Raw genomic sequence first — 25,310 nt, 5'->3', positions numbered from 1 at the left:
ATGTTGCAATGCGGTAACATGGGCTGGGATGAATGGTGAAAGCCGGTATGATCGTGGCAACCGCACGAGAGGCAGCATGACGCGCGCGATGACATCCGAACCCCTTCCGCCACTGCTCGAAAATCCTGATCCGAAGACGCTCGCAAGGGAAGTCTTGATGGCCCTCAAATACAGGGTCGGCAAGGACACCACCGTCGCGACGCAATATGATTGGCTGACCGCCTCGATCAAGGTCGTGCGCGACCGCATCGTCGATCATTGGATGCAGGCCACCAAAGAGGCCTACGACCAGCAGGAAAAGCGTGTCTATTACCTGTCACTGGAGTTCCTCATCGGCCGCCTGATGCGCGACGCCTTTTCCAATCTCGGCCTGATGGACAATATGCGTGAAGCGCTGTCGTCGCTCGGCGTCGACCTCGATCTCATCGCGGCGCTCGAACCCGATGCCGCGCTCGGCAATGGCGGCCTTGGCCGGCTCGCCGCCTGCTTCATGGAAAGCATGGCGACAGTCGACATTCCGGCGCACGGCTACGGCATCCGCTATGCCAACGGCATGTTCCGCCAGGAGATCCACGACGGCTGGCAGGTCGAACTGCCCGAGACCTGGCTCGATCACGGCAACCCTTGGGAATTCGAGCGCCGCGAACGCGCCTTCGAGGTCGGCTTCGGCGGCTCGGTGGAATCCATCACCTCGAAGGACGGACGGCTGGAGCGCCATGTCTGGAAGCCGACCGAACATGTCCTGGCGGTCGCCTACGACACGCCGGTGGTTGGCTGGCGGGCAAACCGTGTCAACACGCTGCGGCTCTGGTCGGGCATGCCGATCGACCCGATCCTGCTCAACAAGTTCAATGCCGGCGATCACATCGGCGCGCTGGCCGAAAGCAACAAGGCAGACGCGCTGTCGCGCGTGCTCTATCCGGCCGATTCCCACATGGCCGGGCAGGAGCTCAGGCTGCGCCAGGAATATTTCTTCTCCACCGCCTCGCTGCAAGACATCGTCCAGCGCCATCTCAGCCAGTATGGCGACCTGAAGTCGCTGCCCGACAAGGCGGCGATCCACTTGAACGACACCCATCCGGCAATCGCCGTTCCCGAGCTGATGCGGCTGTTGATGGACGTCCACGGCATGGACTTCGACCTCGCCTGGGACATCACCAAGCGCACCTTCGGCTACACCAACCACACGCTTCTTCCCGAGGCGCTGGAAAGCTGGTCGGTGCCGCTGTTCGAGCGGCTGTTGCCGCGCCACATGCAGATCGTCTACGCCATCAACGCGCAGGTTCTGCTCGAAGCCCGCGCGACCGACCAGTTCTCGGACGAGCAGATCAGCCGTATTTCGCTGATCCAGGAAAATGGCGACCGCCGCGTGCGCATGGGCAACCTTGCCTTTGTCGGCTCGCACTCGATCAACGGCGTCTCCGCGCTGCATACCGAGCTGATGAAGGAAACGGTGTTCGCCGATCTGCACAGGCTCTATCCCGATCGCATCAACAACAAGACCAACGGCATCACGCCGCGGCGCTGGCTGATCCAGTGCAATCCCGGGCTGACATCGCTCGCCCGCGAGGCGATCGGCGACCGTTTTCTCGATGACATCGACGCCATCAAGGGGCTCGATGCCTTCGCCGACGATGCCGCCTTCCGCGACAAGTTCGCCGCCGTCAAGCGACAGAATAAAGCGCGGCTGGCCAATCTCGTCGCCGATCGGCTCGGCATCAAGGTCGACCCGTCGGCGCTGTTCGACATCCAGATCAAGCGCATCCACGAATACAAGCGCCAGCTCCTGAACATCCTCGAGGCGGTCGCGCTTTACGACCAGATCCGCTCGCATCCGGAGCGGGACTGGATGCCGCGCGTGAAATTCTTCGGCGGCAAGGCGGCGCCCAGCTATCACAACGCCAAGCTGATCATCAAACTCGCCAACGACGTCGCCAGGGTCATCAACCGCGATCCGGCCGTTCGCGGCCTGCTGAAAGTGGTGTTCGTGCCGAACTACAATGTCAGCCTGGCCGAAATCATGATGCCCGCCGCCGACCTGTCCGAGCAGATCTCGACCGCCGGCATGGAAGCGTCCGGTACCGGCAACATGAAGTTCGCGCTGAACGGCGCATTGACCATCGGCACGCTCGATGGTGCCAATGTCGAGATCAAGGAGTGCGTCGGCGACGACAACATCTTCATCTTCGGCCTCACCACCGCCGAAGTCGCCGAGCGGCGCAACAATGGCTACAATCCACGCGGCGTCATCGAAGCATCGCCGGAACTGGCGCAGGCCGTGGCCGCTGTCTCGTCGGGCGTCTTCTCGCCCGATGATCCCGACCGCTACCGCGACCTCATCAACGGCCTCTATGACAGCGACTGGTTCATGGTCGCCGCCGATTTCGACGCCTACGCCGCCACCCAGCGTGAGGTCGACGCCGTCTGGCGCAACAGCCCGGACTGGTATGCCAAGGCGATCCGCAACGTCGCGCGCGTCGGCTGGTTCTCGTCCGACCGCACGATCCGTCAATACGCGAAAGAAATCTGGAACGTGCCTGCCTGATGTGATTGCATGAGGCCACGAGCAATGTGGTCCCGGTGATGCGGGTTGAAAGTGGGTTCGCATCACCAGAAACAAAACACCTGGTGCCCTGGGAGGGACACTGCCTGATGAGGAAGCCGCGCGCGACCGCTGCGACAAGCGGGCCGGACGGACTGGCGCCAGCCAGCGATGTTGCGGCGATTGTTGCCGGCACGCACGGAGATCCGTTCGCCGTCCTCGGCGTCCATGAGGTTGGCAAGGGTCTGTTTGCCCGTTGCTTCGTTCCGAATGCTGAATTCGTCACCGCCTACACGCTGACCGGCATCGAGGCCGGTGAGCTGACCAGGCGGGACGATGCCGGTTTCTTCGAAGGCAAGCTGTCGATCAAGAAGCGCCAGCCGCTGCGCTACCACGCGCGCAATGCCGGCGGCGACTGGTGGCTGACCGACCCCTATTCGTTCGGACCGGTGCTCGGCCCGATGGATGATTACTATATCGCTGAGGGTTCGCATCTCCGGCTGTTCGACAAGCTCGGCGCCCATGTCATCGAGCATGAGGGCGCCACCGGCGTGCATTTCGCCGTCTGGGCTCCAAATGCCCGGCGCGTCTCGGTGGTCGGCGATTTCAACGATTGGGACGGCCGCCGCCACTCGATGCGCGATCGCCGCGATACCGGGATCTGGGAGGTGTTCATTCCCGATATCGGCGCTGGCCGGCCCTACAAATACGAGATCATCGGCCCCGACGGCGTCAGGCTGCCGCTGAAGGCCGATCCTTTCGCCTTCAAGTCCGAACTGCGCCCGGCCACCGCTTCGGTCGTCGCCGTGCCGCCCGCCCATCATTGGGGCGACGAGGCGCATCGCACGTTCTGGCGCAACGCTGATCCCCGGCGCGAGGCCATCTCGATCTACGAAGTCCATGCCGGCTCCTGGCAGCTTCGCGACGACGGCACGTTCCTGTCATGGGACGAACTGGCCGACCGGCTGATCCCCTATGCCGTAGAGACCGGCTTCACCCACATCGAGTTCCTGCCGATCTCCGAACATCCCTATGATCCGTCCTGGGGCTACCAGACGACCGGCCTCTACGCGCCATCGGCCCGCTTTGGCGACCCGGACGGCTTTGCCCGCTTTGTCGACGGCGCCCACCGTGCCGGCATCGGCGTCATCCTCGACTGGGTGCCGGCGCATTTCCCGGTCGACGAGCACGGTCTGGTCCATTTTGACGGCACCGCGCTCTATGAGCATGCCGATCCGCGCAAGGGGTTTCACCCCGACTGGAACACCGCGATCTACAATTTCGGCCGCCGCGAGGTGGTGTCGTTTCTGGTCAACAACGCGCTGTTCTGGGCCGAAAAATACCATGTCGACGGGCTGCGCGTCGATGCGGTCGCCTCGATGCTCTACCTCGACTATTCACGCAAGCAGGGCGAGTGGATCCCCAACGAGAAGGGTGGCCGCGAAAACCTGGAAGCGGTCTCCTTCCTGCAGAAGATGAACAAGGAGGTCTACGGCCACCATCCAGGCGTCATGACCATCGCCGAGGAATCGACCTCATGGCCGAAGGTCTCGGCGCCCGTGCATGAAGGCGGGCTTGGCTTCGGCTTCAAGTGGAACATGGGCTTCATGCATGACACGCTGGAGTATTTCGCCAAGGAGCCGATCTTCCGCAAGCATCATCACAACGACCTGACCTTCGGCTTGACCTATGCCTTCTCGGAGAATTTCGTGCTGCCGCTCTCGCATGACGAGGTTGTGCACGGCAAAGGCACGCTGCTCGGCAAGATGGCCGGCGACGACTGGCAGAAATTCGCGACCTTGCGTGCCTATTACGGCTTCATGTGGGGTTATCCCGGCAAGAAGCTCTTGTTCATGGGACAGGAATTCGCGCAGCGCCGCGAATGGAGCGAGGCGCGCGCTCTGGACTGGAACCTGCTCGATTTCCGGCCGCATCGCGGCGTCTGGCAGACGGTGCGCGATCTCAACTATCTCTACCGTTCGCGCCCGGCACTGCACGGCCGTGACTGCGAGCCGGAAGGCTTTTCCTGGCTGATCGTCGATGACAGCCAGAATTCGGTTTTTGCCTGGGTACGCAACGCGCCGGGCGGCAGCCCGGTGGCCGTCATCTCCAATTTCACGCCGGTGCCGCGCGACAATTATCGCGTGCCGTTGCCGAAGGCCGGCAAGTGGCGCGAGATCATCAACACCGACGCGTCCGAATATGGCGGCTCCGGCATGGGCAATGGCGGCCTTGTCGAGGCGAGGGCGGAGGGCAAAAGCATCTCGGCAACGATGCTCTTGCCGCCGCTGTCGACGATCATGCTTGAACTCGTAGCCGACTGAGCCCGTCAAGGCTGGGCAACAGGGCGAGACTGAGTAACTTGGGAGGGTAGAAATGGCAGACTTGAAACGGACCCAGCCGCTGGCGCGCGATGCCATGGCCTACGTATTGGCTGGCGGCCGCGGCAGCCGCCTCAAGGAACTGACCGACCGGCGCGCCAAGCCGGCCGTCTATTTCGGCGGCAAGACGCGCATCATCGATTTCGCGCTCTCCAACGCGCTCAATTCCGGCATCCGTCGCCTTGGCGTCGCCACCCAGTACAAGGCGCATTCGCTGATCCGCCATTTGCAGCGCGGCTGGAACTTCCTGCGGCCCGAACGAAACGAAAGCTTCGACATCCTGCCGGCCAGCCAGCGCGTGTCGGAAACGCAGTGGTATGAAGGCACGGCCGACGCCGTCTACCAAAACATCGACATCATCGAGGCCTATGGCCCCGAATACATGGTCATCCTCGCCGGCGACCACATCTACAAGATGGACTATGAGCTGATGCTGCGCCAGCATGTCGACGCCGGCGCCGATGTCACCGTCGGCTGCCTTGAAGTGCCGCGCATGGAAGCGACCGGGTTCGGCGTCATGCATGTCGATGCCAAGGACAACATCATCGCCTTCGTCGAAAAGCCCGCCGACCCGCCCGGCATTCCCGACAAGCCCGAGTTTGCCCTGGCCTCGATGGGCATCTACGTGTTCAAGACCAAGTTCCTGATGGAACAACTGCGCCGCGACGCCGCCGAGCCCGGCTCGAGCCGCGACTTCGGCAAGGACATCATCCCCTATATCGTCCAGCACGGCAAGGCGATCGCCCACCGCTTCGCCAAGTCCTGCGTGCGCTCGACCGCCGAGAACGAGGCCTACTGGCGCGATGTCGGCACGGTGGATGCCTATTGGGAAGCCAATATCGATCTGACCGACGTGACGCCCGAACTCGACCTCTACGACCGCGACTGGCCGATCTGGACCTATGCCGAGTTGAAGCCGCCGGCAAAGTTCGTGCATGACGAGGACGGCCGCCGCGGCTCGGCCGTGTCCTCGCTGGTCTCGGGCGACTGCATCGTCTCCGGCGCCTCGCTGAAAAGAAGCCTGATCTTCACCGGCGCGCGCATCAATTCCTATTCGACGCTGGAGGAAGTCGTCATGCTGCCCGACGTTCATGTCGGCCGGAACGCAAAGTTGAAGCGCGTGGTCATCGACCATGGTGTTAGGATACCGGAAGGGCTGGTGGTGGGCGAAGACCCAGCTCTCGACGCCAAGCGTTTTCGGGTCTCGGAAAAAGGCATCTGCCTGGTCACGCAGGACATGATCGACAAGCTGAAGCTGTAGACACAAAATCGGACCATAAACGCATGCAGGTTCTGTCGGTCACGCCAGAGATCTTCCCGCTGATCAAGACCGGCGGACTTGCCGACGTGACCGGGGCGCTTCCCATCGCGCTGGCGGCCAAGGGCGTGAGCATGCGCACGCTCATGCCGGGCTTTCCGAGCGTGATGGCCGCCTTCAAGAAAAAGAAGGCTGTCCTGCAATACCCTTTGTTGCAAGGCGGCAAGGCCTCCGTCCATTCCGTCCAGCTTGCCGGCCTCGAACTGTTCGTGCTCGACGCGCCGCATTTGTTCGATCGCCCCGGCGGCCCCTATGGCGATGCCAGCGGTGGCGACTGGCCGGACAATTGGCGGCGCTTCGCGGCATTGAGCCAGGTTGGCGGCGACATCGCTGGTGGCGCCATCTCCGGCTACCAACCCGATATCGTCCACGCCCATGACTGGCAGTCGGCGATGACGCTGGCCTATATGCGCTACGGCAAGGCGGTCGGCGTGCCGTCGATGATGACCGTCCACAACCTCGCCTTCCAGGGCCAGTTCGGCGCCGGCATCTTCGGCGAGCTTGGCTTGCCGGCGGCGGCTATGGCGCTCGATGGCGTCGAATATTATGGCGGCGTCGGCTTCCTCAAGGCCGGCCTGCAGGCCGCCTGGGCGATCACCACGGTCAGCCCGACCTATGCGCAGGAAATCCGCTCGCCGGAATTCGGCATGGGCCTCGATGGCCTGATCAACATGCGCTCCAGCGATCTCTATGGCATCGTCAACGGCATCGACATCGGCATCTGGGATCCGGAAACCGACAAGCATCTGGTGTCGAACTACACCGCCGGAACACTCGATGCGCGTGCGCCCAACCGGGCGGCGGTCGAGGCGCGCTTCAGCCTGGAGCCCGACGGCAGCCCGATCGTCTGCGTCGTCAGCCGCCTGACCTGGCAAAAGGGCATGGATATCTTGGCAACGGCGGTCGACGGCATCGTTGCGACCGGGGCGCGCCTGGCCATACTGGGCTCGGGCGATGCCGGCCTCGAAGGTGCGCTGCTCGCCGCCGCCGCACGCCACCGTGGCCGTATCGGCGTCGTCGTCGGCTATGACGAGGCGCTGTCCCACATCATGCAGGGCGGCTGCGACGCCATCGTCATTCCCTCGCGCTTCGAACCCTGCGGGCTGACGCAGCTTTATGGCCTGCGCTATGGCTGCGTGCCGGTGGTCGCCCGCACCGGCGGCCTGGCGGACACGGTCATCGATGCCAACGAGGCCGCCGTGTCGGCCGGCGTCGCCACCGGCTTCCAGTTCGCTCCCAACAATGGCGGCGCCTTGCTGCACGCCATGCGCCGTCTCGTCGACGCACATGCCGATCCGGCGATCTGGAAATCGCTGCAGCGCCAGGGCATGAAGGCCGATGTGTCGTGGGACAAGAGCGCGGAAAAATACATTGAACTCTATCGCTCGCTGCTTTCGAAAAGGGTTGCCTGAAGCATGATCCGTACCGTCCCCACCAAACCCTATCTAGACCAGAAGCCCGGCACGTCGGGCCTGCGCAAGAAGGTGCCCGTCTTCCAGCAGGAGCACTATGCCGAGAATTTCATCCAGTCGATCTTCGATGCGCTCGACGGGTTCAAGGACAAGACCTTGGTGATTGGCGGCGACGGCCGCTTCTACAACCGCGAGGTCATCCAGAAGGCCATCGCCATGGCAGCCGCCAACGGCTTCGGCAAGGTGATGGTCGGGCAGGGCGGTATCCTGTCGACGCCCGCCGCCTCGCATGTCATCCGCAAATACAAGACTTTCGGCGGCATCATCCTGTCGGCCAGCCACAATCCCGGCGGTCCGCACGAGGATTTCGGCATCAAGTACAATGCCGGCAATGGCGGCCCGGCGCCTGAAAAACTGACCGATGCGATCTTCGCCAAGACCAAGGCGATTTCGAGCTTCAAGACCGCCGATATCGACCCGATCGACATCGACACGATAGGCACGGTCAAGGCCGACGGCATGACGGTCGAGATCATCGATCCGGTCGCCGACTATGCCGAACTCATGGAAAGCCTGTTCGACTTCGATGCGTTGCGCAAACTGTTCAAATCAGGCTTCCGCATGCGCTTCGACGCCATGCACGCGGTGACCGGCCCGTACGCCAAGGAAATCCTTGAAAACCGGCTCGGCGCTCCGAACGGCACCTGCCGCAACTTCAAGCCGCTGCCCGATTTCGGCGGCCATCATCCGGACCCGAACCTGGTCCATGCCAAGCACCTCTATGACGAGATGATGGGTGCCGACGCACCGGATTTCGGTGCCGCTTCCGACGGCGACGGCGACCGCAATTTGATCATCGGCAAGGGCATTTTCGTCACCCCGTCGGATTCGGTGGCGATGCTCGCCGCCAATGCCCGCCTGGCGCCCGGATACAAGGACGGGCTCAAGGGCATCGCCCGCTCGATGCCGACCAGCGGTGCCGCCGACCGCGTCGCCGAAAAACTCGGCATCGGCATCTACGAGACGCCGACCGGCTGGAAGTTCTTCGGCAATCTGCTGGATGCCGGCATGGCGACGATCTGCGGCGAGGAGAGCGCCGGCACCGGCTCTAACCACGTCCGCGAAAAGGACGGCCTGTGGGCGGTGCTGTTGTGGCTCAACATCCTCGCCGCGCGCGGCGAAAGCTGCAAGCAGGTGGTCACCGAACACTGGGCGGCCTATGGGCGCAACTACTATTCGCGCCACGACTATGAGGAAGTCGAGAGCGACCGTGCCAACGCGTTGGTCGACGAATTGCGCGCAAAGCTCGGTTCGCTGCCCGGCACCAGCGTGCGTGGCCTGAAGATCGCCAATGCCGACGACTTCGCCTATCACGATCCGGTAGACGGCTCTACCAGCGAGCATCAGGGCATCAGGGTGCTGTTCGAAGGCGGCTCGCGCGTCGTCTTCCGGCTCTCCGGCACCGGGACCTCGGGCGCGACCTTGCGCGTCTATATCGAGCGCTACGAGCCGGACAAGGCGAGGCACGATCTCGACACGCAGGAAGCGCTCGCCGACCTGATCGCGGCGGCTGACGACATAGCCGGCATCAAGAGCCACACCGGCCGCAACAAGCCGAGCGTGATTACTTGAGGGTGGCGCTGCCCGTTTTCCTTCCTCCTCTGTGGGAGAAGGGGGAGCCTGCATGACCCAGCTCGGCGCCGCCGTCACCAGCGACGGCATCCGCTTCGCCGTCTGGTCGTCGTCGGCCCGTCGCCTCTGGGTGTCGATCTTTGATCGTGCCGGCTACCACGAGACCGACCGGCTTGAACTCCAGCCGGAAGGCGAGGGCGTCCACGCACTCTTCGTGCCAGGCCTCGCCGCCGGCACGCGCTACGGCTTTCGCGCCGACGGCGATTATGCGCCCGAGCAAGGGAGGTGGTTCGACCCCGACAAGCTGTTGACCGATCCCTATGCCGTCGAAATCGACCGCCCCTATGCCTATCACTGGCGGCTTGCCGCGCGGCGCAACGAAGGTGCCGACACTGCGTCATTGATGCCTAAGGCCGTGGCGCTCGCGCTGCCCAAGCCGATGCCGGCCCGGGCGCCTGTCTTCTCGCCCGGTGGCTTGATCTATGAACTGAGCGTTCGCTCGTTCACCAAGCTGCATCCGGACATTCCGGAAGAGCAGCGCGGTACGATCGCGGCACTTGCTCATCCCGTCATCATCGAGCATCTCAAAAAGCTCGGCGTCTCCGCTATCGAACTGATGCCAGTGACGGCGTCGATCGACGAGCGGCATCTGCCGCCGCTGGGGTTGAGCAATGCCTGGGGCTACAATCCCGTCACCTTCATGACGCTCGACCCGCGCCTCGCGCCCGGCGGCCTGGCGGAATTGCGCGACGCGGTCGCGGTGCTGCGTGATGCGGGTATAGGCACCATCCTCGACCTCGTCTTCAATCATACGGGTGAAAGCGATCGGCTGGGACCGATCCTGTCGCTGCGCGGCCTCGACAATCAAGCCTACTACCGGCACCAGCCGGATGGCAGGCTGGTCAACGACACCGGCACCGGAAACACGGTCGCCTGCGACCGTCCGGTGGTGCGGGAAATGGTGCTCGACACGCTTCGCCATTTCGTCCGCCATGCCGGCGTCGACGGTTTCCGCTTCGATCTGGCGCCGGTGCTGGGCCGCGTCGACGGCGCGTTCGATGCGGCCGCGCCGTTGCTCGGGGCGATCGCCGGCGATCTCGTCCTTGCCGATCGCGTGTTGATCGCCGAACCCTGGGACATCGGCCCCGACGGCTATCAGCTCGGCAATTTCCGGCCGCCTTTCCTTGAGTGGAACGATCGCTACCGCGACGACGCCAGACGCTTCTGGCGCGGCGATGCCGGCATGGTCGGTGCGCTGGCGACGCGGCTTGCCGGCTCGTCCGATATTTTCGGCAAGGGCGGCCAGCCGGCGAGCCGCAGCGTCAATTTCATCGCCGCCCATGACGGCATGACGCTGGCCGATATCGTTGCCTATGAGCGCAAGCATAACGCGGCCAATGGCGAGCAGAACCGCGATGGCCACAACGACAATTTGTCCTGGAACAACGGCGCCGAGGGCGAGACGGACGACGCGGCGATCGCCAAGGCGCGCTTCGACGACGAGTGCGCGCTGCTTGCGACGCTTTTCGCCTCGCGCGGAACGATCATGCTGACCGCTGGCGACGAATTCGGCCGCACACAGAAGGGCAACAACAACGCCTACGCGCAGGACAACGCGATCACCTGGCTCGCCTGGGCAGGCCGCGACCAGGCGCTGGAGCGATACACCTCGGCGCTTGCAGTACTTCGCCGCGCCGTTCCTGCCTTGTCGGAGACGCATTTGCTGACGGGTGAGGTGGCCGAATCTTCAGGCATCCCCGACGTCGCCTGGCTGGCCGAAACCGGCGCGCCACTTGCCGAGGCGGACTGGAATGATCCCGCCCGGCATCGCCTCGTCATGCTGCTGGGCGATGCCGGGGGCGGCCGCCTTGCCGTCATGGTCAACGGCGATCGCCGCCAATGCGTCTTCACTCTTCCCGTACGGGAAGGGTTCCGGTGGCACTCGGCGATCGAAACGCAGGCGATCGACCTTGCACGCCCGCTGCCGGGCCGCAGCGTCAGTTTCATGACAGAGCATCGGATCGAAAAGTGGCAACCGGTTTTCGGGCAATCCGATGCGGAAAAAATTGGTTCGCGCCGGGCCGGAGCGGCCCGTAGCGGGAAGGGTTCGTGATGGCCGACAACAATTCCGGGCAGGGCGCAGAATGGTGGCGCGGCTGCGTCATCTATCAAGTCTATCCCCGCTCCTTCCAGGACACGACAGGCGACGGCAGCGGCGATCTCAGGGGCATCACGGCAAGGCTGGCGCACATCGCCTCGCTTGGCGTCGACGCCGTCTGGCTGTCGCCCTTCTTCAAGTCGCCGATGGCCGATATGGGCTACGACGTCTCGGATTATCGCGCTGTCGATCCGATGTTCGGCACACTGGAGGATTTTGACGCGCTGGTCGCCGAGGCGCATCGGCTGGGTCTGAGGATCATCATCGACCAAGTGCTGTCGCATTCGTCCGACAAGCATGAATGGTTCATCGAAAGCCGTTCAAGCCGCGACAATCCCAAGGCCGACTGGTACGTCTGGGCCGATACGAAACCCGATGGCAACGCACCCAACAACTGGCTGTCCGTCTTCGGTGGCCCGGCCTGGGAATGGGACTCGACCCGCCGGCAATATTACATGCACAATTTCCTCGCCTCGCAGCCTGACCTGAATTTCCATAACCCGGAGGTCCAGGACGCGCTTCTGGACACCGTGCGGTTCTGGCTGGAGCGTGGGGTCGATGGTTTCCGGCTCGACACGGTCAATTACTATGTCCACGACCGCTGGCTGCGCAGCAATCCGCCTTTGGCGTCGAGCGTCGCCGGCACCAACAGCGAGACCAACACCTATCTTTACCAGGAGCATCTGTTCGACAAGACGCAACCGGAAAACCTTGCCTTCCTCAGGCGCTTCCGGGCGCTGCTGGACGAATATGAGGGCCGCGCCGCGGTCGGCGAGATCGGCGATGAAGGCCGTTCCTTGCAGACGCTCGCCGCCTACACCTCCGGCGGCGACATGCTGCAGATGTGCTACACGTTCGATTTGCTCGGTCCTCAGTTTTCAGCGGCGCATGTGCGCGGCTGCGTCGCGGCCTTTGAAAATGCGGTGGCCGATGGCTGGGTCTGCTGGGCCTTCTCCAACCATGACGTGGTGCGCCACGTCAGCCGCTGGACGCCGCCGGACGGCGATCCTGATGCGGTGGCCAGATTCTCGATCATGCTGCTCGCCTGCCTGCGCGGCTCGATCTGCCTCTACCAGGGCGAGGAACTCGGCCTGGAGGAGGCCGAGCTTGCCTATGAGGATTTGCGCGATCCCGTCGGCATCCGCTTCTGGCCAGGTGTGAAGGGCAGGGATGGCTGCCGCACGCCGATGGTCTGGGAGGCTGGCGCCGACAATGCCGGCTTCTCCACCGGCAGGCCCTGGCTGCCGGTGCCGGCGAGCCATCGCGCCCGCGCGGTCGATGTGCAGAACAGCGACGAGCAATCGGTGCTGTCAGCCTATCGCTCGGCGCTCGCCTTGCGCAAACGGCATCCGGCGCTGGTCAACGGTTCGATCCGCTTTCTCGACGCCGAGGGTGACGTGCTCGCCTTCATCCGCGAAGCAGGCGGGGAGAGGCTGCTCTGTGTCTTCAACTTCGCCGGGGAGGCGACAAATTGGCCGCTGCCGCCGGACATTGGTGCGGTCGCCACTGTCTTGGATGGCACTGCCGCAGTCGAGGCAGAAGCGCTCTCGCTGCCATCTCTCGGTCGCTTCCTCGGTCGGCTCGACTGATTGGCGGTCTTTTTTGGGCCAAGCGATCCGCTTACTGAACGAGCACCGCGCGTCCGCAGATCGCGCCGGTGACACGCACGTCGGCCTGGCCGACTCCGACACCCAGCGCCGAAAGCACATTGTAAAGCAGGTCGTCGACCGGCGCCGTGACAGTGTTAAGCAGGGTCACCACCGCCGGCTTCACTGTTCCAAGCAGCGCCGTCAGATCGATGCCGAGACCAAGCGCATTGACCGAAAGCGACAGGTTGTTGACCAGCGACGTGGTCAGCGACTGCGAGATATTTCGCGTCGAAACGGTTTTGATCGTTTTGTTGGCGATGTCGGTCGCGTTGAACGTCAAGGTTTGCGGGCTGTTGTTGGTGATCGCGGTTGCGGCCGAACCCATCACCTTGATCAGCGGGATGTTGATCAGCAGGAGCTTGAAGCTCACATTCGCGATCTCGGCGTCGGTGAAGGTCTGTGGCTGGCTGAAATCGGCGAAGCCGGAGGGATTGTTGCTGTTGGCCAGGTTAAGCTGGGCAATACCGGGGTGTGCGGCAATGGAAACATTGATGCTGGATGGTCCTGTCGGACAAGTGATGTCGGTCAGCTTGGCTTCGGCATAGGCGACTTCGACATTGAGCGGCAGGTTGACGGCCAGCAGGCTGACGCCGCCGCCGAGACCTGGTGTGCCGACACCGACGGACGCCGTCAGTTTGATGCGCGTCTGGGCCGTTCGAACGACAGTGCCGATGCCACCGACCGCGAGCCATGGCGAGGATTGCGCCGGCTCGCCAATGGCGATGCTGAGCTTGGTGGAGAGCAATCCCGGGATGGTGGCGCCGAGATCGATGTCGGCCTGGTTGGTGCCGTTCGCGAGCACTGCGGCGGCGGTCAGCATTCCAATCGCGCTTGCGTCCACGCCAAGGCCGGACGGCTGTTGCCCGAGCCCCAGGCTGCCGACGGAACCAAGGTCGACAAGACTGCTGAGCGGGATCTTGACCGTGCTCGTCGACTTGGATGCAATGCTCTGCAGGGCGATCTTTGCCGTGTTGCCGAGACCGGGGACGTTGGCCATTGCGGTGGCGATCTGGCCCACAGTCGCCTTCGAGGCCAGGACGTTCGAATAGGTACCGCCGGTCACGTTCAATTGTGTGGCGAGCGCACTGATGAAGGAAAGCACGCTGACATCGGCCGAGATCAGCCCGTTATAGTCCATGACGCTGAGCGAGATGTTGCCGCCGAGAAGTCCGCTCAGAAGCGCGTTGAGGATGCCGCCATTGACGCCGAGCAGCCTCGACCCGACCGAGAATGTCGCCTGCGGCGTCATGCTGGCCGTGGCTTGGGTGCCGATCACCGGTGTGGGGATGAGCGAGCTCGCGAAATAGCGGGCGGGGATTTTCGCCAGCGTGACACGCACTGCATTGTAGGGGGTCACCCCCGCCTGGAAGCGCTGGGTGACAGTGGCGGTCGATGAGGCATATCGGCCTTGCGTGACCGTCACCACCGTCTTGCCGATGGCCGGGGCAATGGTCTGGCCGGAAGCTTGAACGACGACGTCGGGCATGCCGTTGTCGGTGAGCGTGGTGACGACTGCGGTGTTGACATTGTTGATGTTCGAGGCCGCGGTGATCGCCGCAAGGTCGACCATCGCCTGGGCTTCCCGGCGCTCGGTGTAGATCGAGGCCTCGTCGATCGCCACCGCCGCCAGCGCCAACGCGACCGGAGCGATCAGTGCCGTCATCACGGCGAAGTTCGCCTTGCTGTCTCCTGCCATCGACCGTGCAAGCCGGCCGATGCCCTTGCCCGCCCGCATCAGCATTTTCAGATCCCCCCGACCCTGATCGTCGACTGGCGTTTGATCGTGGTCCCGGGCATCGCTATGCCCGGGAAGAGATTCCAGATCGGCAGGTTGCGCGCATCGTACGAGACGGACACCACGAACTGGCTGCCGTCGGCCACGCTGTCATTGGCCTGGTAGGACAGTTTGCTGGCGTCCACGAAGGGGTAGCCGCCGGCATTGTTGGTGAGGAATGCGGCCACGAGTGTCTGGCGCTCGGTCTGGTTCAATCCGGCGATGGCCGTCCGGGCGGCGTCGGCCGCAATCTGCTGAATAGAGCTGGCAGCTCCGAAATAGATGCCGTATGCAACCATTCCGAGCAAGAGGAGGATGAACAGCGGTGACAACAGAGCGAACTCGACCGCTGAAGTTCCCGAAGTGTCCGCTCGGAGCGCACGCCTTCGGACTTTGGAAATGAGGTTCTGAGCCATGGTGCCAGCATGCCAAAGTTCGCATGCAGAAAGCGAAAACCCTGGGTGCAATCAGGGAGTGCATGCGATTGAAAAAGGCGCTCTAAATTAGCCGTTGCTTCTTCGATCCTAGGGATTGACTTAGGGTCAATCAGTACTCGGTTGAAAAGAGCTTACCTCCTGTCTAGTCTCCTGCCACCAGCTGCCGGGGGGAACCGGCGGCGCGCTCGAAGGGGCCAGCCATCGGCTCCGGGGCGTCAACACTTAGAGGCGCGCCGACGGCAGCGCCGACAGGGAGAAACTTCATGCTGAAAAACATGCTGAAGGCGACGGTTTTCGCCACGACCATGGCAGTGACCGCCGGCGCTTTCTACACGCCGGCCTTCGCCGAAATTGTCTACAACCGAGGCACCGCTGCAGAATCAGAATCCGTCGACCCGCACAAGACCTCGACGGTTTACGAAGCCAATGTCCTGCGCGACCTGTTCCAGGGCCTCGTCATGCAGGACGAGAAGGCGAACCTCATTCCAGGCGCCGCCGAGAGCTGGACGGTATCGGACGACGGCACCGTCTACACCTTCAAGCTGCGCAAGGACGGCATGTGGTCGGACGGCAGCCCGGTGACGGCGGACGACTTCGTCTACGCGTTCCATCGGCTGGAAGACCCGGCGACGGGCGCCGAATACGCCTCGATGCTTTATCCGGTAAAGGGTGCGGAGGACGTCAACACCAAGAAGGGCAAGCCTGAGGACATGGGCGTCAAGGCGATCGACGCCAACACCCTGGAGGTGACGCTGAAGGCGCCGACGCCCTACTTCCTGGAGATGCTGACCCACCAGGCGACCTATCCGGTCAGCAAGGCCTCCATCGAAAAGCTCGGCGCCGATTGGATCAAGCCCGGCAATCTGGTCTCGAACGGCGCCTATACGCTGGCCGAATGGGTTCCCAACGACCACATGAAACTGGTCAAGAATCCGAAATTCTGGGACGCCGCGACCGTCAAGTTCGACGTGGTCAACTACATCCCGACCGAAGACCGCTCATCGGCGATGAAGCGCTTCGAGGCCGGCGAACTCGACAGCTATGACGACCTGCCGACCGAACAGCTCGCCGATCTCAAGACCAAGTTCGGCGACCAGATCCACGTCGGGCCATATCTCGGCACCTACTACTACGCGATCAAGACCGACAAGGCGCCTTGGAACAATCCCGAGCTGCGCAACGCCATCTCGATGGCGATCGACCGCGACTTCCTGGCCGAAAAAGTCTGGCAGAATTCGATGCTGCCTGGCTATTCGATGGTGCCTCCGGGCATCGAGGGCTATACGCCGGCAGTGGCCAAATATGCCGACATGCCGCAGATCGACCGCGAGGACGCAGCCAAGAAAATCCTCGAGAAGCTCGGCTACACGCCGGAACATCCGCTGAAGATGGAAATCCGCTACAACACCTCGGAGAACCACAAGAACACCGCGGTCGCCATCCAGGAACAGCTGAAGCCGCTCGGCGTCGACGTCACCTTGCTCAACACCGACACCAAGACCCACTATTCCTTCCTCGAGCAAAAGGGCGACTATGACGTGGCCCGTGCCGCCTGGATCGCCGACTACAAGGATCCCGAAACCTTCCTCGGCATCTCGCGCAAGGCGAGCGGCAACAACTACTCGAACTACGACAGCCCAGCCTACGAGGCGGCCATGGACAAGGCCGCGGCTGCTGGCGGCAAGCCCGAAGAGCGCATGAAGGAGCTCTCCGAGGCCGAGCGCATCCTGGTCGACGATGTCGGCCAGATTCCGCTTCTCTACTACAGCTACCACGACATCGTTTCCTCGAAGCTGCATGGCTTCGTCGACAACGTGATGGATGTGCATCCCTCGCGCTTCGTCAGCAAGGACTGATCCCTGGCGAGCACCGCCGCGCACTCGAGTGCGCGGCGGGGCTGGTTTGCCATCGCATCGGTCCGGAAAGCGGAATCGATTTTCGGGGAATCCGGTGCGAAGATTGAAGGCTGGAGCGCAATCGTCCGACTGGACGCGCGAGCTCCGGATCAAGCGGGGCACCGATGCTGCGATACGTATTCCGGCGGCTTTTGACCGCCATTCCGACGCTGTTCGTCATCGTGACGATGGCGTTTTTCCTGATGCGCGTCGCGCCGGGCGGCCCATTCAACCAAGAGCGCGGGCTGAGCCCCGAGATCAAGGCCAACCTTGAAGCCCAATTCGGCCTCAACGACCCGCTCTGGCTGCAATATGTCCACTATCTCGGCAATCTCCTGCGCGGCAATTTCGGCCCGAGCTACAACATGCCGGATTTCACCGTCACCGAACTGTTTGCCAAGGGCCTGCCCATTTCCATCCAGCTCGGCGCCTCGGCGCTGATCCTGGCGCTGCTGCTCGGCAGTGTGCTCGGCACCGTCGCCGCGCTCAACCAGAACAAGCTTGGCGATTACGCGGTGATTGCGCTGGCGACCGCCGGCAGCACCATCCCGACCTTCGTTATCGCGCCAGTGATCCAGCTTCTGTTCGGGCTGACCTGGAAGCTGTTGCCGATCGGCGGGTGGGGCGATGGCGCCTTCATCAACAAGATCGGCCCGGTGCTCACCCTCGCCTTGCCGCAGATCGCCATCGTTGCCCGCCTGATGCGCGGCTCGATGATCGAATCGCTGCGCTCCCACCATATCCGCACCGCACGTGCCCTCGGCCTCTCCGACTGGTCGGTGGTGGTCAAGCACGCGCTGCGCGGCGCCATCTTGCCGATCGTCTCGTTCACCGGCCCGGCGGCGGCGGCGCTGTTGACCGGTTCGGTCATCGTCGAGACGATCTTTTCCATTCCAGGCGTCGGCCGCTATTTCGTCGATGCCGCCCTCAACCGCGACTACACGCTGGTGATGGGAACGGTGGTGGTGATCGCCATCTTCACCATCGTCTTCAACCTGATCGTCGACGTCATGTACGCGGTCGTCGACCCGAGGGTGCGCTATGACTGATATCGCAGCCTCGGCCCCCGTCATCGTCGGCCGCTCGCTCTGGGGCGACGCCTGGGCGCGTCTCAAGGCCAATCGCGCCGCCATGTTCAGCCTTTATTACCTGGCCTTTGTCGCGATCATTAGCGTGTTCGGCCCTTGGTTCGTGCCGCACCAGTACACGACCATCTATGCCGACTATGTGCGCACGCCGCCGAGCTTCACGGCCTATCCCAAGGCCGATATGATCGAGACGGCCCTCGATGACGCGATCAAGCGCATGCGGGTCGACATCAAGGAATGGAAGCAGGAGGGCGAGCGCGTCACGGTCACCGTCACCTCGACGAAGCCGATCGACGATCGCAACATCCGCTACCTCGACCGGTCCGACGCCTTCGACAACACCAAGATCGAGAGCAAGTCGCCCGACGGCCTCGAAGTGACGATGAGCACGTCGGTCAAGCAGCAGTATTTCCTGTTCGGCACCGACAACACCGGGCGCGATCTTCTCTCGCGCACACTGATGGCCGGGCGGATATCGCTAGCCATCGGCCTGCTTGCCGGTGTCGTGGCGGTGGTGATCGGGGTGATCTACGGGGCCACGGCCGGCTTCGCCGGCGGCAAGGTGGACGAAGTGATGATGCGCATCGTCGACGTGCTCTATTCCTTGCCGTTCATCTTCTTCGTCATCATGCTGGTGGTGTTCTTCGGCCGCAACTTCGTGCTGATGTTCCTGGCGGTCGGCGCGGTGCTGTGGCTCGACATGGCGCGCATCGTGCGTGGCCAGGCGCTGTCGATCCGTCGCCAGGAATATGTCCAGGCGGCCGAAGCCATGGGCGTCGGCCAGCGCGGCATCCTGCTGCGCCATGTCATCCCCAACCTGCTTGGCCCCGTTGTGATCTATATGACGCTGCTGGTGCCGCAGGTCATCATCCTGGAGAGCTTCCTGTCGTTCCTGGGGCTTGGCATCCAGGAGCCGATGACCAGCTGGGGCGTGCTGATCTCGGTCGGCGCCAAGAACATCGGCACGGCCAACTGGCTGCTCTTGTTTCCCGCCTTCTTCCTCGTCTCGACGCTGTTTGCCCTGAATTTCGTCGGCGACGGCCTGCGCGACGCGCTTGATCCAAGAGATCGATAGATGGGGACCGTTGACATGGCTGCTGCCGAAACCATCCTCAGCGTCAAGGACCTGCGCGTCCGTTTCCGCACGCTCGACGGCGCCGTCGAAGCGGTGAAGGGCATCAACATCCACGTCAATGCGGGCGAGACCGTTGCCGTGGTCGGCGAATCCGGCTCCGGCAAGAGCCAGACGATGATGGCGGCGATGAGCCTGCTGGCCTCCAACGGCGAAGCATCGGGCAGTGTCGATTATCGCGGCCGCAACCTCCTGGCACTGAGCAAGTCCGAGCTGAACAAGGTCCGCGGCCGCAAGATCAGCATGATCTTCCAGGAGCCGATGACCTCGCTCGATCCGCTTTATTCGATCGGCAACCAGCTGATCGAACCGATCCGCCGGCATCGCGGATTGAATGCCGCCGAGGCGCATGAGGAGGCGCTCAAGCTGCTGCGGCTGGTGCATATTCCGGATCCGGAGCGGCGGATGAAATCCTATCCGCACGAAATGTCCGGCGGCCAGCGCCAGCGCGTGATGATCGCCATGGCGCTCGCCAATGACCCCGACATCCTGATCGCCGACGAGCCGACGACGGCGCTCGACGTGACCATCCAGGCGCAGATCCTGATGCTTCTGGCCGAGCTGCAGCGCAAGCTCGGCATGGCGATCGTCTTCATCACCCACGATCTTGGCATCGTCCGGCGCTTCGCCGACCGGGTCTATGTCATGCGCCGGGGCGAGGTCGTCGAAGAGGGTGAGGCGGAAGCGATCTTCGTCGACCCGCAGCACGCCTATACCAAGATGCTGCTGGCGGCCGAGCCGACCGGAACCAAGGCGCCACCGCCCGCCAAGGCGCCCGTGGTGCTCGAAGGCAGGAATGTCGAAGTCACGTTCAGGATCGGCGGCGGCTTCCTCGCCGGCGAACCGTTGATGCTGCGCGCCGTCGACGACATTTCGATACGGCTGCAGCGCAACCAGACAATCGGCATTGTTGGCGAATCCGGCTCGGGAAAATCCACGCTCGGCCGCGCTTTGCTGCGGCTGTTGCCGAGCGACGGGCTCATTCGTTTCGGCGATCGCGACATTTCCACCGCCGACCGGCAGGCGATGCGGCCGCTGCGGCGCCAGATGCAACTGGTCTTCCAGGATCCGTTCGGCTCGCTGTCGCCGCGCATGACCGTCGGCCAGGTCATCACCGAAGGGCTGCTGGTGCATGAGCCTGATCTTTCGGGCAAGCAGCGCGACCAGCGCGCGGTCGAAGCCCTGCGCGAAGTCGGCCTCGATCCAAACGCGCGCAATCGCTACCCGCATGAATTCTCCGGTGGGCAACGGCAGCGCATCGCCATTGCCCGCGCCATGATCCTGAAACCCAAGATGGTCGTGCTCGACGAGCCGACCTCGGCGCTCGACCGCTCGGTGCAAAAACAAATCGTCGAACTGTTGCGCAAGCTGCAGGCCGACCACGAACTGTCCTACCTGTTCATCAGCCACGACCTTGCCGTTGTGCGCGCCATGGCCGACTACATCATCGTCATGAAGCAGGGCAAGATCGTCGAGGAAGGGCCGACCGAGGCGATCTTCAGCAATCCGCAGGCTGCCTATACCCAAACGCTGATGAATGCGGCAATCGATGTCACGCGGTTCCGGTTGAGCGCCTGAAACGTCGCTTCAGGTGAAGACAGTCGTCGGGGCGGCGCCTGTTTGCTCAGCTCGCCGACCTCTGGCACCTGTGCGCCCGCGCGGCGACAATGGCATCGTGCCGTTGCTTCAATTGGTCGATCCTCGCCGTCTCGCGGTTTGCGACCGCCGTCTTGACCCGCGAACCACCCAGCAGCCAGCGCGGCACGCTGGTGTTGGCGACCTTGCCGCGCGTGATCGCGATCTGCGAGATTTCGCGGGCGTTTTCGCCAAGTGCGCTGTTGAGTTCGGGGCAGCTCATTTTGTCGTATTTCGCCGCGTCCACCGTCCTGCCGATCGATGAGCAACCGGCCAAGAGGAAGCCGGCCACGAGAAGCAGTGCAATCAAAACAACCGGTGCCGGCTTTTCCTTTGAAATCAAATTCATGTCCGCATCCGGCTCGCCGTCTACCGGCCCCTCATACCATCGGCTACCTAGGGTCGATGCCCATTTCGTCAAAGTTTTGCGCCTGCTGTCGAGCACGCAGTCCGTGTTCACGCTGCTTTGGCGACGTATCCGGTTCCGGAGGCTCCACCGCCGAGCACTGCCTGGGCGACGTCGGTCTCGTTTTCATCGACATGGGCCGTCACCAGAACGATCCCCTCGGCGACGCTCCGATCATCCGGCACGACGGTGGTCGTAACGAACGTCCTGAGCAGTGCGCCGGCACCGCCGCCGCAGATCGCGCCGATCAACGCCGCTGCCGGCAGTCCGGCAGGCAGAGGATTGATGCCTAGGACTGCGACAGCGCCCAGGCAGGCCGCCGCCCCAGCGACGGCGCCAAGCAGGACCGAGGGTGTCTTCAAGACTCCGACTTCGTCATGGTAGGGCCCGATGACGGCAATCTGTACGCGGGGAACTCCGGCTGCCACCAAGGCGCCTGTGACCCTGGCTGCTTCGGCATGGGAATAAAAAAGTCTGCTAATTGTCGGCATGGTCACTCAGGGCGCGTTTTTGTCCAGCACCGTGTCGGCAACGAAGGATGCGGCGATCAGATCGTCGCCATCGATTTGGCCCTGGCCGTCCTCCATCACGGCCGCGACCCTTTGGAAGGTCTTCATTTCGTCCTCGGTGATCCGAGCCTCCTGCATCTTGGTCCTGAGGTCATGCACGCGTGTGCTTAAGGCATGGGATCTTGCGGTCTCACGATTCGACATGCTCTTCATTTCCGCTTTATTCGACTGTCTTCCCGCCCAATCAACCAAATTAGGATCGTGTACAACCGTTCCAAGTTGGGCTTCGGTCGGATGGGGTGCCGGACCTAGGTCTGATCGCAAAGGGCAATGGTCTTGCCGGGGACGCCGCGCGGAACAGCAGCTGTTTGCCGCCGTTGTCCGCTGCAAGATCGTGGGAGGAAGCTGATGGAAAAGAGTGTTGGCCAGGCGCGTTGGTTGCTCGCACCGGTCTTCGCCGCGGCCATCACCTTGATGGCTATCGGAATAGCCCTCGGCTGAGCACCCAGGAGAATCGGCCAAGAAGGAGAACCGGCCAAGGTTTTGCAATTGGCGCAGCCACGTCCCTTCCTGCGCCGATAGGGTTCGCTCGCCGCTCTCATGTGATGAGTGATGTGGCGAGCGAACCCTCGATTTCTGGTGGGCGCCGCAACCCGCGGTACATTGGGGGCAGCAAGTCGGATTCTGCAGGTTTCAAAGTTGAATGACGGCTTTTGCGGCGTGGCGCCGCATGAGAGCCGTCGGCCGAGCTTGTGCGCGGGACGCCGCGGTAGGGCGTCTGGCTGGCCCGGCTCGATCGGCGAGCCGGGCCAGGCGGACGGTGATCAGTATCCGCCGTTGTCGATCACTACGGGGTGACGGTGATGGTGACGGTAGGTCGAGACGGAGCCCGTGACAATCACGGTGTCCCGACGATGATGCCGGCGGCCATGGTCGTAGAACGCAACTGTACCGTGGCGGCGATGATGCAGGCGCTGGCCGTACTCGTTGATGATCTTGACGTTGTTGTGGTGTCGATGGTGGGTCCTGATAACGACGTCGGCCTCGGCTGCCGAAGCCACTGCCGGCAATCCGATGCAAAGCGCCAAAGCGCACATGGCCATTGTTTTCATTGCAATTTCTCCATTGCCTTGATTAGCCCTTCCTTGGATAACCGCTGGTGGTCCGCTTTGGTTCCGGTTTCAGGGCTGGATGAGGACGGCAGGGTTGATGGACGGGCGTTCACATCGTCAATGGCCTGGACGAGGCTGCGTCTCGGCCATGATAGTCGGGAAACCCTGGTGTCCGCGCCGTCCGCGGCCAAAGCAGACGAAATGCGACAGAAGTGCTGCCATTGCCGCTTGCAGGAACGAGGCGTGGCGGCTATAAGCCCGCGGTCTGGTCACGGAGTGTAGCGCAGCCTGGTAGCGCACCTCGTTCGGGACGAGGGGGTCGCAGGTTCAAATCCTGCCACTCCGACCAGAAAAAACAACGTATTGGCGCATCCCGACTTTGGCGCCCTTGACGATACCCACCTGAAAACAAGGCAAGACGTATCACCTCAAACGCCAAGCGTTTTAGGGGTAAACACGGCTTGAAGCCTATGGTAGCCACGACCCTCGATAATTTGTGTTCCCAGCCATTTGGAGTTTTCCAGTCTTGACCCCCAGGATCGTCGGCGAGGCCTTGCCCAACAGCTTCGAATTCGAAACCGCGGCGCTGATAAAGCCGTCCGGCTTCCGCGAATATGACGCGCGCTGGTGGTTTGGCCACCCCGGTTCGGCTGTGCCGCCGGAGCTCAACTTGATCGGTGTCCAGGCGCTCGGCATGGGGCTTGGCACGCTGATCCGCCGTCTCGGAGCCGGCCCCGACATCGTCACCGGGCATGATTTCCGTTCCTATTCGCTGTCGATCAAGCTGGCGCTGGTGTCCGGATTGATGGCCGCTGGCGCACGGGTGAGGGATATCGGCCTGGCGCTGTCGCCGATGACCTATTTCGCCCAGTTCGCGCTGGAAACCCAATCGGTGGCCATGGTCACCGCCTCGCACAACGAAAATGGCTGGACCGGCGTCAAGATGGGAGCGGCGCGGCCACTGACCTTCGGACCCGAGGAGATGAGCGCGCTGAAGGCGATCGTGCAGGCCGGAGATTTCGACCTTGTCGGCGGTGGTTCCTATGATTTCATCCGCGATTTTCGCGCCGCCTATCTCGACGACCTGACCAGGGACAAGCGTATCGCGCGAAAGCTGAAAGTGGTCGCCGCCTGCGGCAACGGCACCGCCGGCGCCTTTGCCCCGGAAGCGTTGCAGCGCATCGGCTGCGAGGTGATCCCGCTCGATACCGAACTCGACCACACCTTCCCGCGCTACAACCCCAATCCCGAAGACATGCAGATGCTGCATGCCATAAGGGACAAGGTTTTGGAGACCGGCGCCGATGTCGGGCTGGGTTTTGACGGCGACGGCGACCGCTGCGGCGTCGTCGACAATGAAGGCAACGAGATTTTTGCCGACAAGGTCGGCGTGATGCTCGCGCGCGACATCTCCGGCCAGCACCCGGGTTCGACCTTCGTGGTCGACGTCAAGTCGACCGGGCTGTTCAACACCGACAGCGTGCTTAAGGCCAATGGCGCCGTCACCGACTACTGGAAGACCGGCCACTCCTACATCAAGCGGCGTGTCGCCGAACTCGGCGCCGTCGCCGGGTTCGAGAAATCGGGGCATTTCTTCTTCAACCCGCCGATCGGGCGCGGCTATGACGATGGGCTGGTCACGGCCATCGCCATCTGCCAGATGCTGGACCGCAACCCGGACAGCTCGATGGCCGACCTCTACCGTGCGCTGCCGCTGACCTTCGGCACGCCGACCATGTCGCCGCACTGCGCGGACGACGTGAAGTATGGCGTGGTCGAGCGGGTGGTCTCCGACTTTCAGGCGATGATGCGCGACGGCGCCGCTTTCGCCGGCCAGAAGATATCGGCCCTGATCACTGTCAACGGCGTGCGTGTCGTCGCCGAGGATGGCACCTGGGGGCTGGTGCGGGCGTCTTCGAACAAGCCTGAGCTCGTCGTGGTCGTCGAAAGCCCGGTGTCGTCGCAGCGTCGCCGACAGATGTTCGAGGCCGTCGACGCCGTGCTGCGCCGCAGCCCCGAAGTCGGCGCCTACAACCAGACCTTCTGAGCTGTGATTCGGCCAGCCTGACCTCGATCTCGACGCATGAGGCCGAAGCCACCATCACCAGTGGAAATCTCGCAGAACCGATCCTGTCGACATCTCGAACCGATAGGAGTTGCCGCATTTCCAATCGGACGAACACGGGCTAAAGGCTTGTGTCGGGCGCCAACCGCAGCTTTTTTGAATACG

The 25,310-nt window shown here is 63.0% G+C and carries 18 protein-coding genes and 1 tRNA gene; 13 read left to right on the top strand and 6 right to left on the bottom strand.

What is annotated here, in order from left to right; translation table 11 throughout:
• Nucleotides 1-76: 76 nt before the first annotated feature.
• From MESOP_RS26945 to bglA, 7 genes are all read left to right on the top strand, one after another.
• On the top strand, nt 77-2,545 hold the full coding sequence (locus MESOP_RS26945) for a glycogen/starch/alpha-glucan phosphorylase (RefSeq protein WP_013896507.1): 2,469 nt from the start codon (nt 77-79) through the stop codon (nt 2,543-2,545).
• A gap of 107 nt (nt 2,546-2,652) precedes the next feature.
• Nucleotides 2,653-4,866: a 1,4-alpha-glucan branching protein GlgB gene (gene glgB / locus MESOP_RS26940; RefSeq protein ID WP_013896506.1), complete on the top strand. Its 2,214-nt coding sequence runs from the start codon at nt 2,653-2,655 to the stop codon at nt 4,864-4,866.
• Nucleotides 4,867-4,918: 52 nt separating this feature from the next.
• On the top strand, nt 4,919-6,184 hold the full coding sequence (glgC, locus tag MESOP_RS26935; RefSeq protein ID WP_013896505.1) for a glucose-1-phosphate adenylyltransferase: 1,266 nt from the start codon (nt 4,919-4,921) through the stop codon (nt 6,182-6,184).
• Between the two features lie 23 nt (nt 6,185-6,207).
• Nucleotides 6,208-7,653: a glycogen synthase GlgA gene (gene glgA, locus MESOP_RS26930; protein ID WP_013896504.1), complete on the top strand. Its 1,446-nt coding sequence runs from the start codon at nt 6,208-6,210 to the stop codon at nt 7,651-7,653.
• A gap of 3 nt (nt 7,654-7,656) precedes the next feature.
• Nucleotides 7,657-9,285 (top strand): alpha-D-glucose phosphate-specific phosphoglucomutase, encoded by a 1,629-nt coding sequence (locus tag MESOP_RS26925; RefSeq protein WP_013896503.1) that lies wholly within the window; start codon nt 7,657-7,659, stop codon nt 9,283-9,285.
• A gap of 52 nt (nt 9,286-9,337) precedes the next feature.
• Nucleotides 9,338-11,398, top strand: coding sequence for a glycogen debranching protein GlgX (glgX, locus tag MESOP_RS26920; protein ID WP_013896502.1), 2,061 nt, complete (start codon nt 9,338-9,340; stop codon nt 11,396-11,398).
• Nucleotides 11,398-13,032, top strand: coding sequence for a beta-galactosidase BglA (gene bglA / locus MESOP_RS26915; RefSeq protein WP_013896501.1), 1,635 nt, complete (start codon nt 11,398-11,400; stop codon nt 13,030-13,032). The genes glgX and bglA overlap by 1 nt, the downstream gene beginning before the upstream one ends.
• 31 nt (nt 13,033-13,063) lie before the next feature.
• Here the strand turns inward: bglA and MESOP_RS26910 are convergent, their stop codons facing one another.
• Together MESOP_RS26910 and MESOP_RS26905 are read right to left on the bottom strand one after the other, a co-directional pair.
• Nucleotides 13,064-14,833 carry a Tad domain-containing protein gene (locus tag MESOP_RS26910; protein WP_013896500.1) on the bottom strand — a complete coding sequence of 590 codons (1,770 nt, stop codon included), beginning with the start codon at nt 14,831-14,833 and terminating at the stop codon, nt 13,064-13,066.
• Between the two features lie 2 nt (nt 14,834-14,835).
• A complete protein-coding gene (locus MESOP_RS26905) occupies nt 14,836-15,282 on the bottom strand; it encodes a TadE/TadG family type IV pilus assembly protein (RefSeq protein ID WP_013896499.1) in 447 nt (148 codons plus the stop codon).
• 284 nt (nt 15,283-15,566) lie between these two features.
• On the opposite strand from MESOP_RS26905, the gene MESOP_RS26900 reads away from it, so the two are divergent.
• From MESOP_RS26900 to MESOP_RS26885, 4 genes are all read left to right on the top strand, one after another.
• A complete protein-coding gene (locus MESOP_RS26900; RefSeq protein ID WP_013896498.1) occupies nt 15,567-17,159 on the top strand; it encodes a peptide ABC transporter substrate-binding protein in 1,593 nt (530 codons plus the stop codon).
• Nucleotides 17,160-17,323: 164 nt separating this feature from the next.
• Entirely contained in the window at nt 17,324-18,247 is a 924-nt protein-coding gene (locus MESOP_RS26895) for an ABC transporter permease subunit (protein ID WP_013896497.1), read from the top strand.
• Entirely contained in the window at nt 18,240-19,361 is a 1,122-nt protein-coding gene (locus MESOP_RS26890) for an ABC transporter permease (protein ID WP_013896496.1), read from the top strand. The genes MESOP_RS26895 and MESOP_RS26890 overlap by 8 nt, the downstream gene beginning before the upstream one ends.
• Nucleotides 19,362-19,376: 15 nt before the next feature.
• Entirely contained in the window at nt 19,377-20,996 is a 1,620-nt protein-coding gene (locus MESOP_RS26885) for an ABC transporter ATP-binding protein (RefSeq protein WP_013896495.1), read from the top strand.
• A gap of 46 nt (nt 20,997-21,042) precedes the next feature.
• On the opposite strand, the gene MESOP_RS26880 is transcribed toward MESOP_RS26885, so the two are convergent.
• The 4 genes from MESOP_RS26880 to MESOP_RS26865 form a co-directional block, all read right to left on the bottom strand.
• Complete coding sequence (locus MESOP_RS26880) at nt 21,043-21,402, bottom strand: hypothetical protein (RefSeq protein WP_013896494.1); 360 nt, start codon at nt 21,400-21,402, stop codon at nt 21,043-21,045.
• A gap of 107 nt (nt 21,403-21,509) precedes the next feature.
• Complete coding sequence (locus MESOP_RS26875; RefSeq protein WP_224728977.1) at nt 21,510-21,821, bottom strand: hypothetical protein; 312 nt, start codon at nt 21,819-21,821, stop codon at nt 21,510-21,512.
• Between the two features lie 135 nt (nt 21,822-21,956).
• Nucleotides 21,957-22,172 carry a hypothetical protein gene (locus tag MESOP_RS26870; RefSeq protein WP_013896492.1) on the bottom strand — a complete coding sequence of 72 codons (216 nt, stop codon included), beginning with the start codon at nt 22,170-22,172 and terminating at the stop codon, nt 21,957-21,959.
• Between the two features lie 620 nt (nt 22,173-22,792).
• The gene (locus tag MESOP_RS26865; protein ID WP_013896490.1) at nt 22,793-23,080 is read right to left on the bottom strand and encodes a hypothetical protein; all 288 of its coding nucleotides are present in this window, start codon (nt 23,078-23,080) and stop codon (nt 22,793-22,795) included.
• Nucleotides 23,081-23,352: 272 nt separating this feature from the next.
• Between MESOP_RS26865 and MESOP_RS26860 the strand changes: the two genes are divergently transcribed.
• A tRNA-Pro gene (locus MESOP_RS26860) sits at nt 23,353-23,429 on the top strand.
• 177 nt (nt 23,430-23,606) lie between these two features.
• On the top strand, nt 23,607-25,127 hold the full coding sequence (locus tag MESOP_RS26855) for a phosphomannomutase/phosphoglucomutase (protein ID WP_013896489.1): 1,521 nt from the start codon (nt 23,607-23,609) through the stop codon (nt 25,125-25,127).
• Nucleotides 25,128-25,310 lie beyond the last annotated feature (183 nt).

Origin of the sequence: Mesorhizobium opportunistum WSM2075, from assembly GCF_000176035.2 — a bacterium.
In the GTDB taxonomy this organism is placed as follows: Bacteria; Pseudomonadota; Alphaproteobacteria; order Rhizobiales; family Rhizobiaceae; genus Mesorhizobium; species Mesorhizobium opportunistum.
This window is presented reverse-complemented; position numbering and strand designations above follow the sequence as displayed.

What these genes read in the sequence shown, in the direction of transcription:
- MESOP_RS26945 (WP_013896507.1), top strand. Translation starts at nt 77, where the DNA reads ATGACGCGCGCGATGACATCCGAACCCCTTCCGCCACTGCTCGAAAAT.
- glgB (WP_013896506.1), top strand. Translation starts at nt 2,653, where the DNA reads ATGAGGAAGCCGCGCGCGACCGCTGCGACAAGCGGGCCGGACGGACTG.
- glgC (WP_013896505.1), top strand. Translation starts at nt 4,919, where the DNA reads ATGGCAGACTTGAAACGGACCCAGCCGCTGGCGCGCGATGCCATGGCC.
- glgA (WP_013896504.1), top strand. Translation starts at nt 6,208, where the DNA reads ATGCAGGTTCTGTCGGTCACGCCAGAGATCTTCCCGCTGATCAAGACC.
- MESOP_RS26925 (WP_013896503.1), top strand. Translation starts at nt 7,657, where the DNA reads ATGATCCGTACCGTCCCCACCAAACCCTATCTAGACCAGAAGCCCGGC.
- glgX (WP_013896502.1), top strand. Translation starts at nt 9,338, where the DNA reads ATGACCCAGCTCGGCGCCGCCGTCACCAGCGACGGCATCCGCTTCGCC.
- bglA (WP_013896501.1), top strand. Translation starts at nt 11,398, where the DNA reads ATGGCCGACAACAATTCCGGGCAGGGCGCAGAATGGTGGCGCGGCTGC.
- MESOP_RS26910 (WP_013896500.1), bottom strand. Translation starts at nt 14,833, where the DNA reads ATGCTGATGCGGGCGGGCAAGGGCATCGGCCGGCTTGCACGGTCGATG.
- MESOP_RS26905 (WP_013896499.1), bottom strand. Translation starts at nt 15,282, where the DNA reads ATGGCTCAGAACCTCATTTCCAAAGTCCGAAGGCGTGCGCTCCGAGCG.
- MESOP_RS26900 (WP_013896498.1), top strand. Translation starts at nt 15,567, where the DNA reads ATGCTGAAAAACATGCTGAAGGCGACGGTTTTCGCCACGACCATGGCA.
- MESOP_RS26895 (WP_013896497.1), top strand. Translation starts at nt 17,324, where the DNA reads ATGCTGCGATACGTATTCCGGCGGCTTTTGACCGCCATTCCGACGCTG.
- MESOP_RS26890 (WP_013896496.1), top strand. Translation starts at nt 18,240, where the DNA reads ATGACTGATATCGCAGCCTCGGCCCCCGTCATCGTCGGCCGCTCGCTC.
- MESOP_RS26885 (WP_013896495.1), top strand. Translation starts at nt 19,377, where the DNA reads ATGGCTGCTGCCGAAACCATCCTCAGCGTCAAGGACCTGCGCGTCCGT.
- MESOP_RS26880 (WP_013896494.1), bottom strand. Translation starts at nt 21,402, where the DNA reads ATGAATTTGATTTCAAAGGAAAAGCCGGCACCGGTTGTTTTGATTGCA.
- MESOP_RS26870 (WP_013896492.1), bottom strand. Translation starts at nt 22,172, where the DNA reads ATGTCGAATCGTGAGACCGCAAGATCCCATGCCTTAAGCACACGCGTG.
- MESOP_RS26865 (WP_013896490.1), bottom strand. Translation starts at nt 23,080, where the DNA reads ATGAAAACAATGGCCATGTGCGCTTTGGCGCTTTGCATCGGATTGCCG.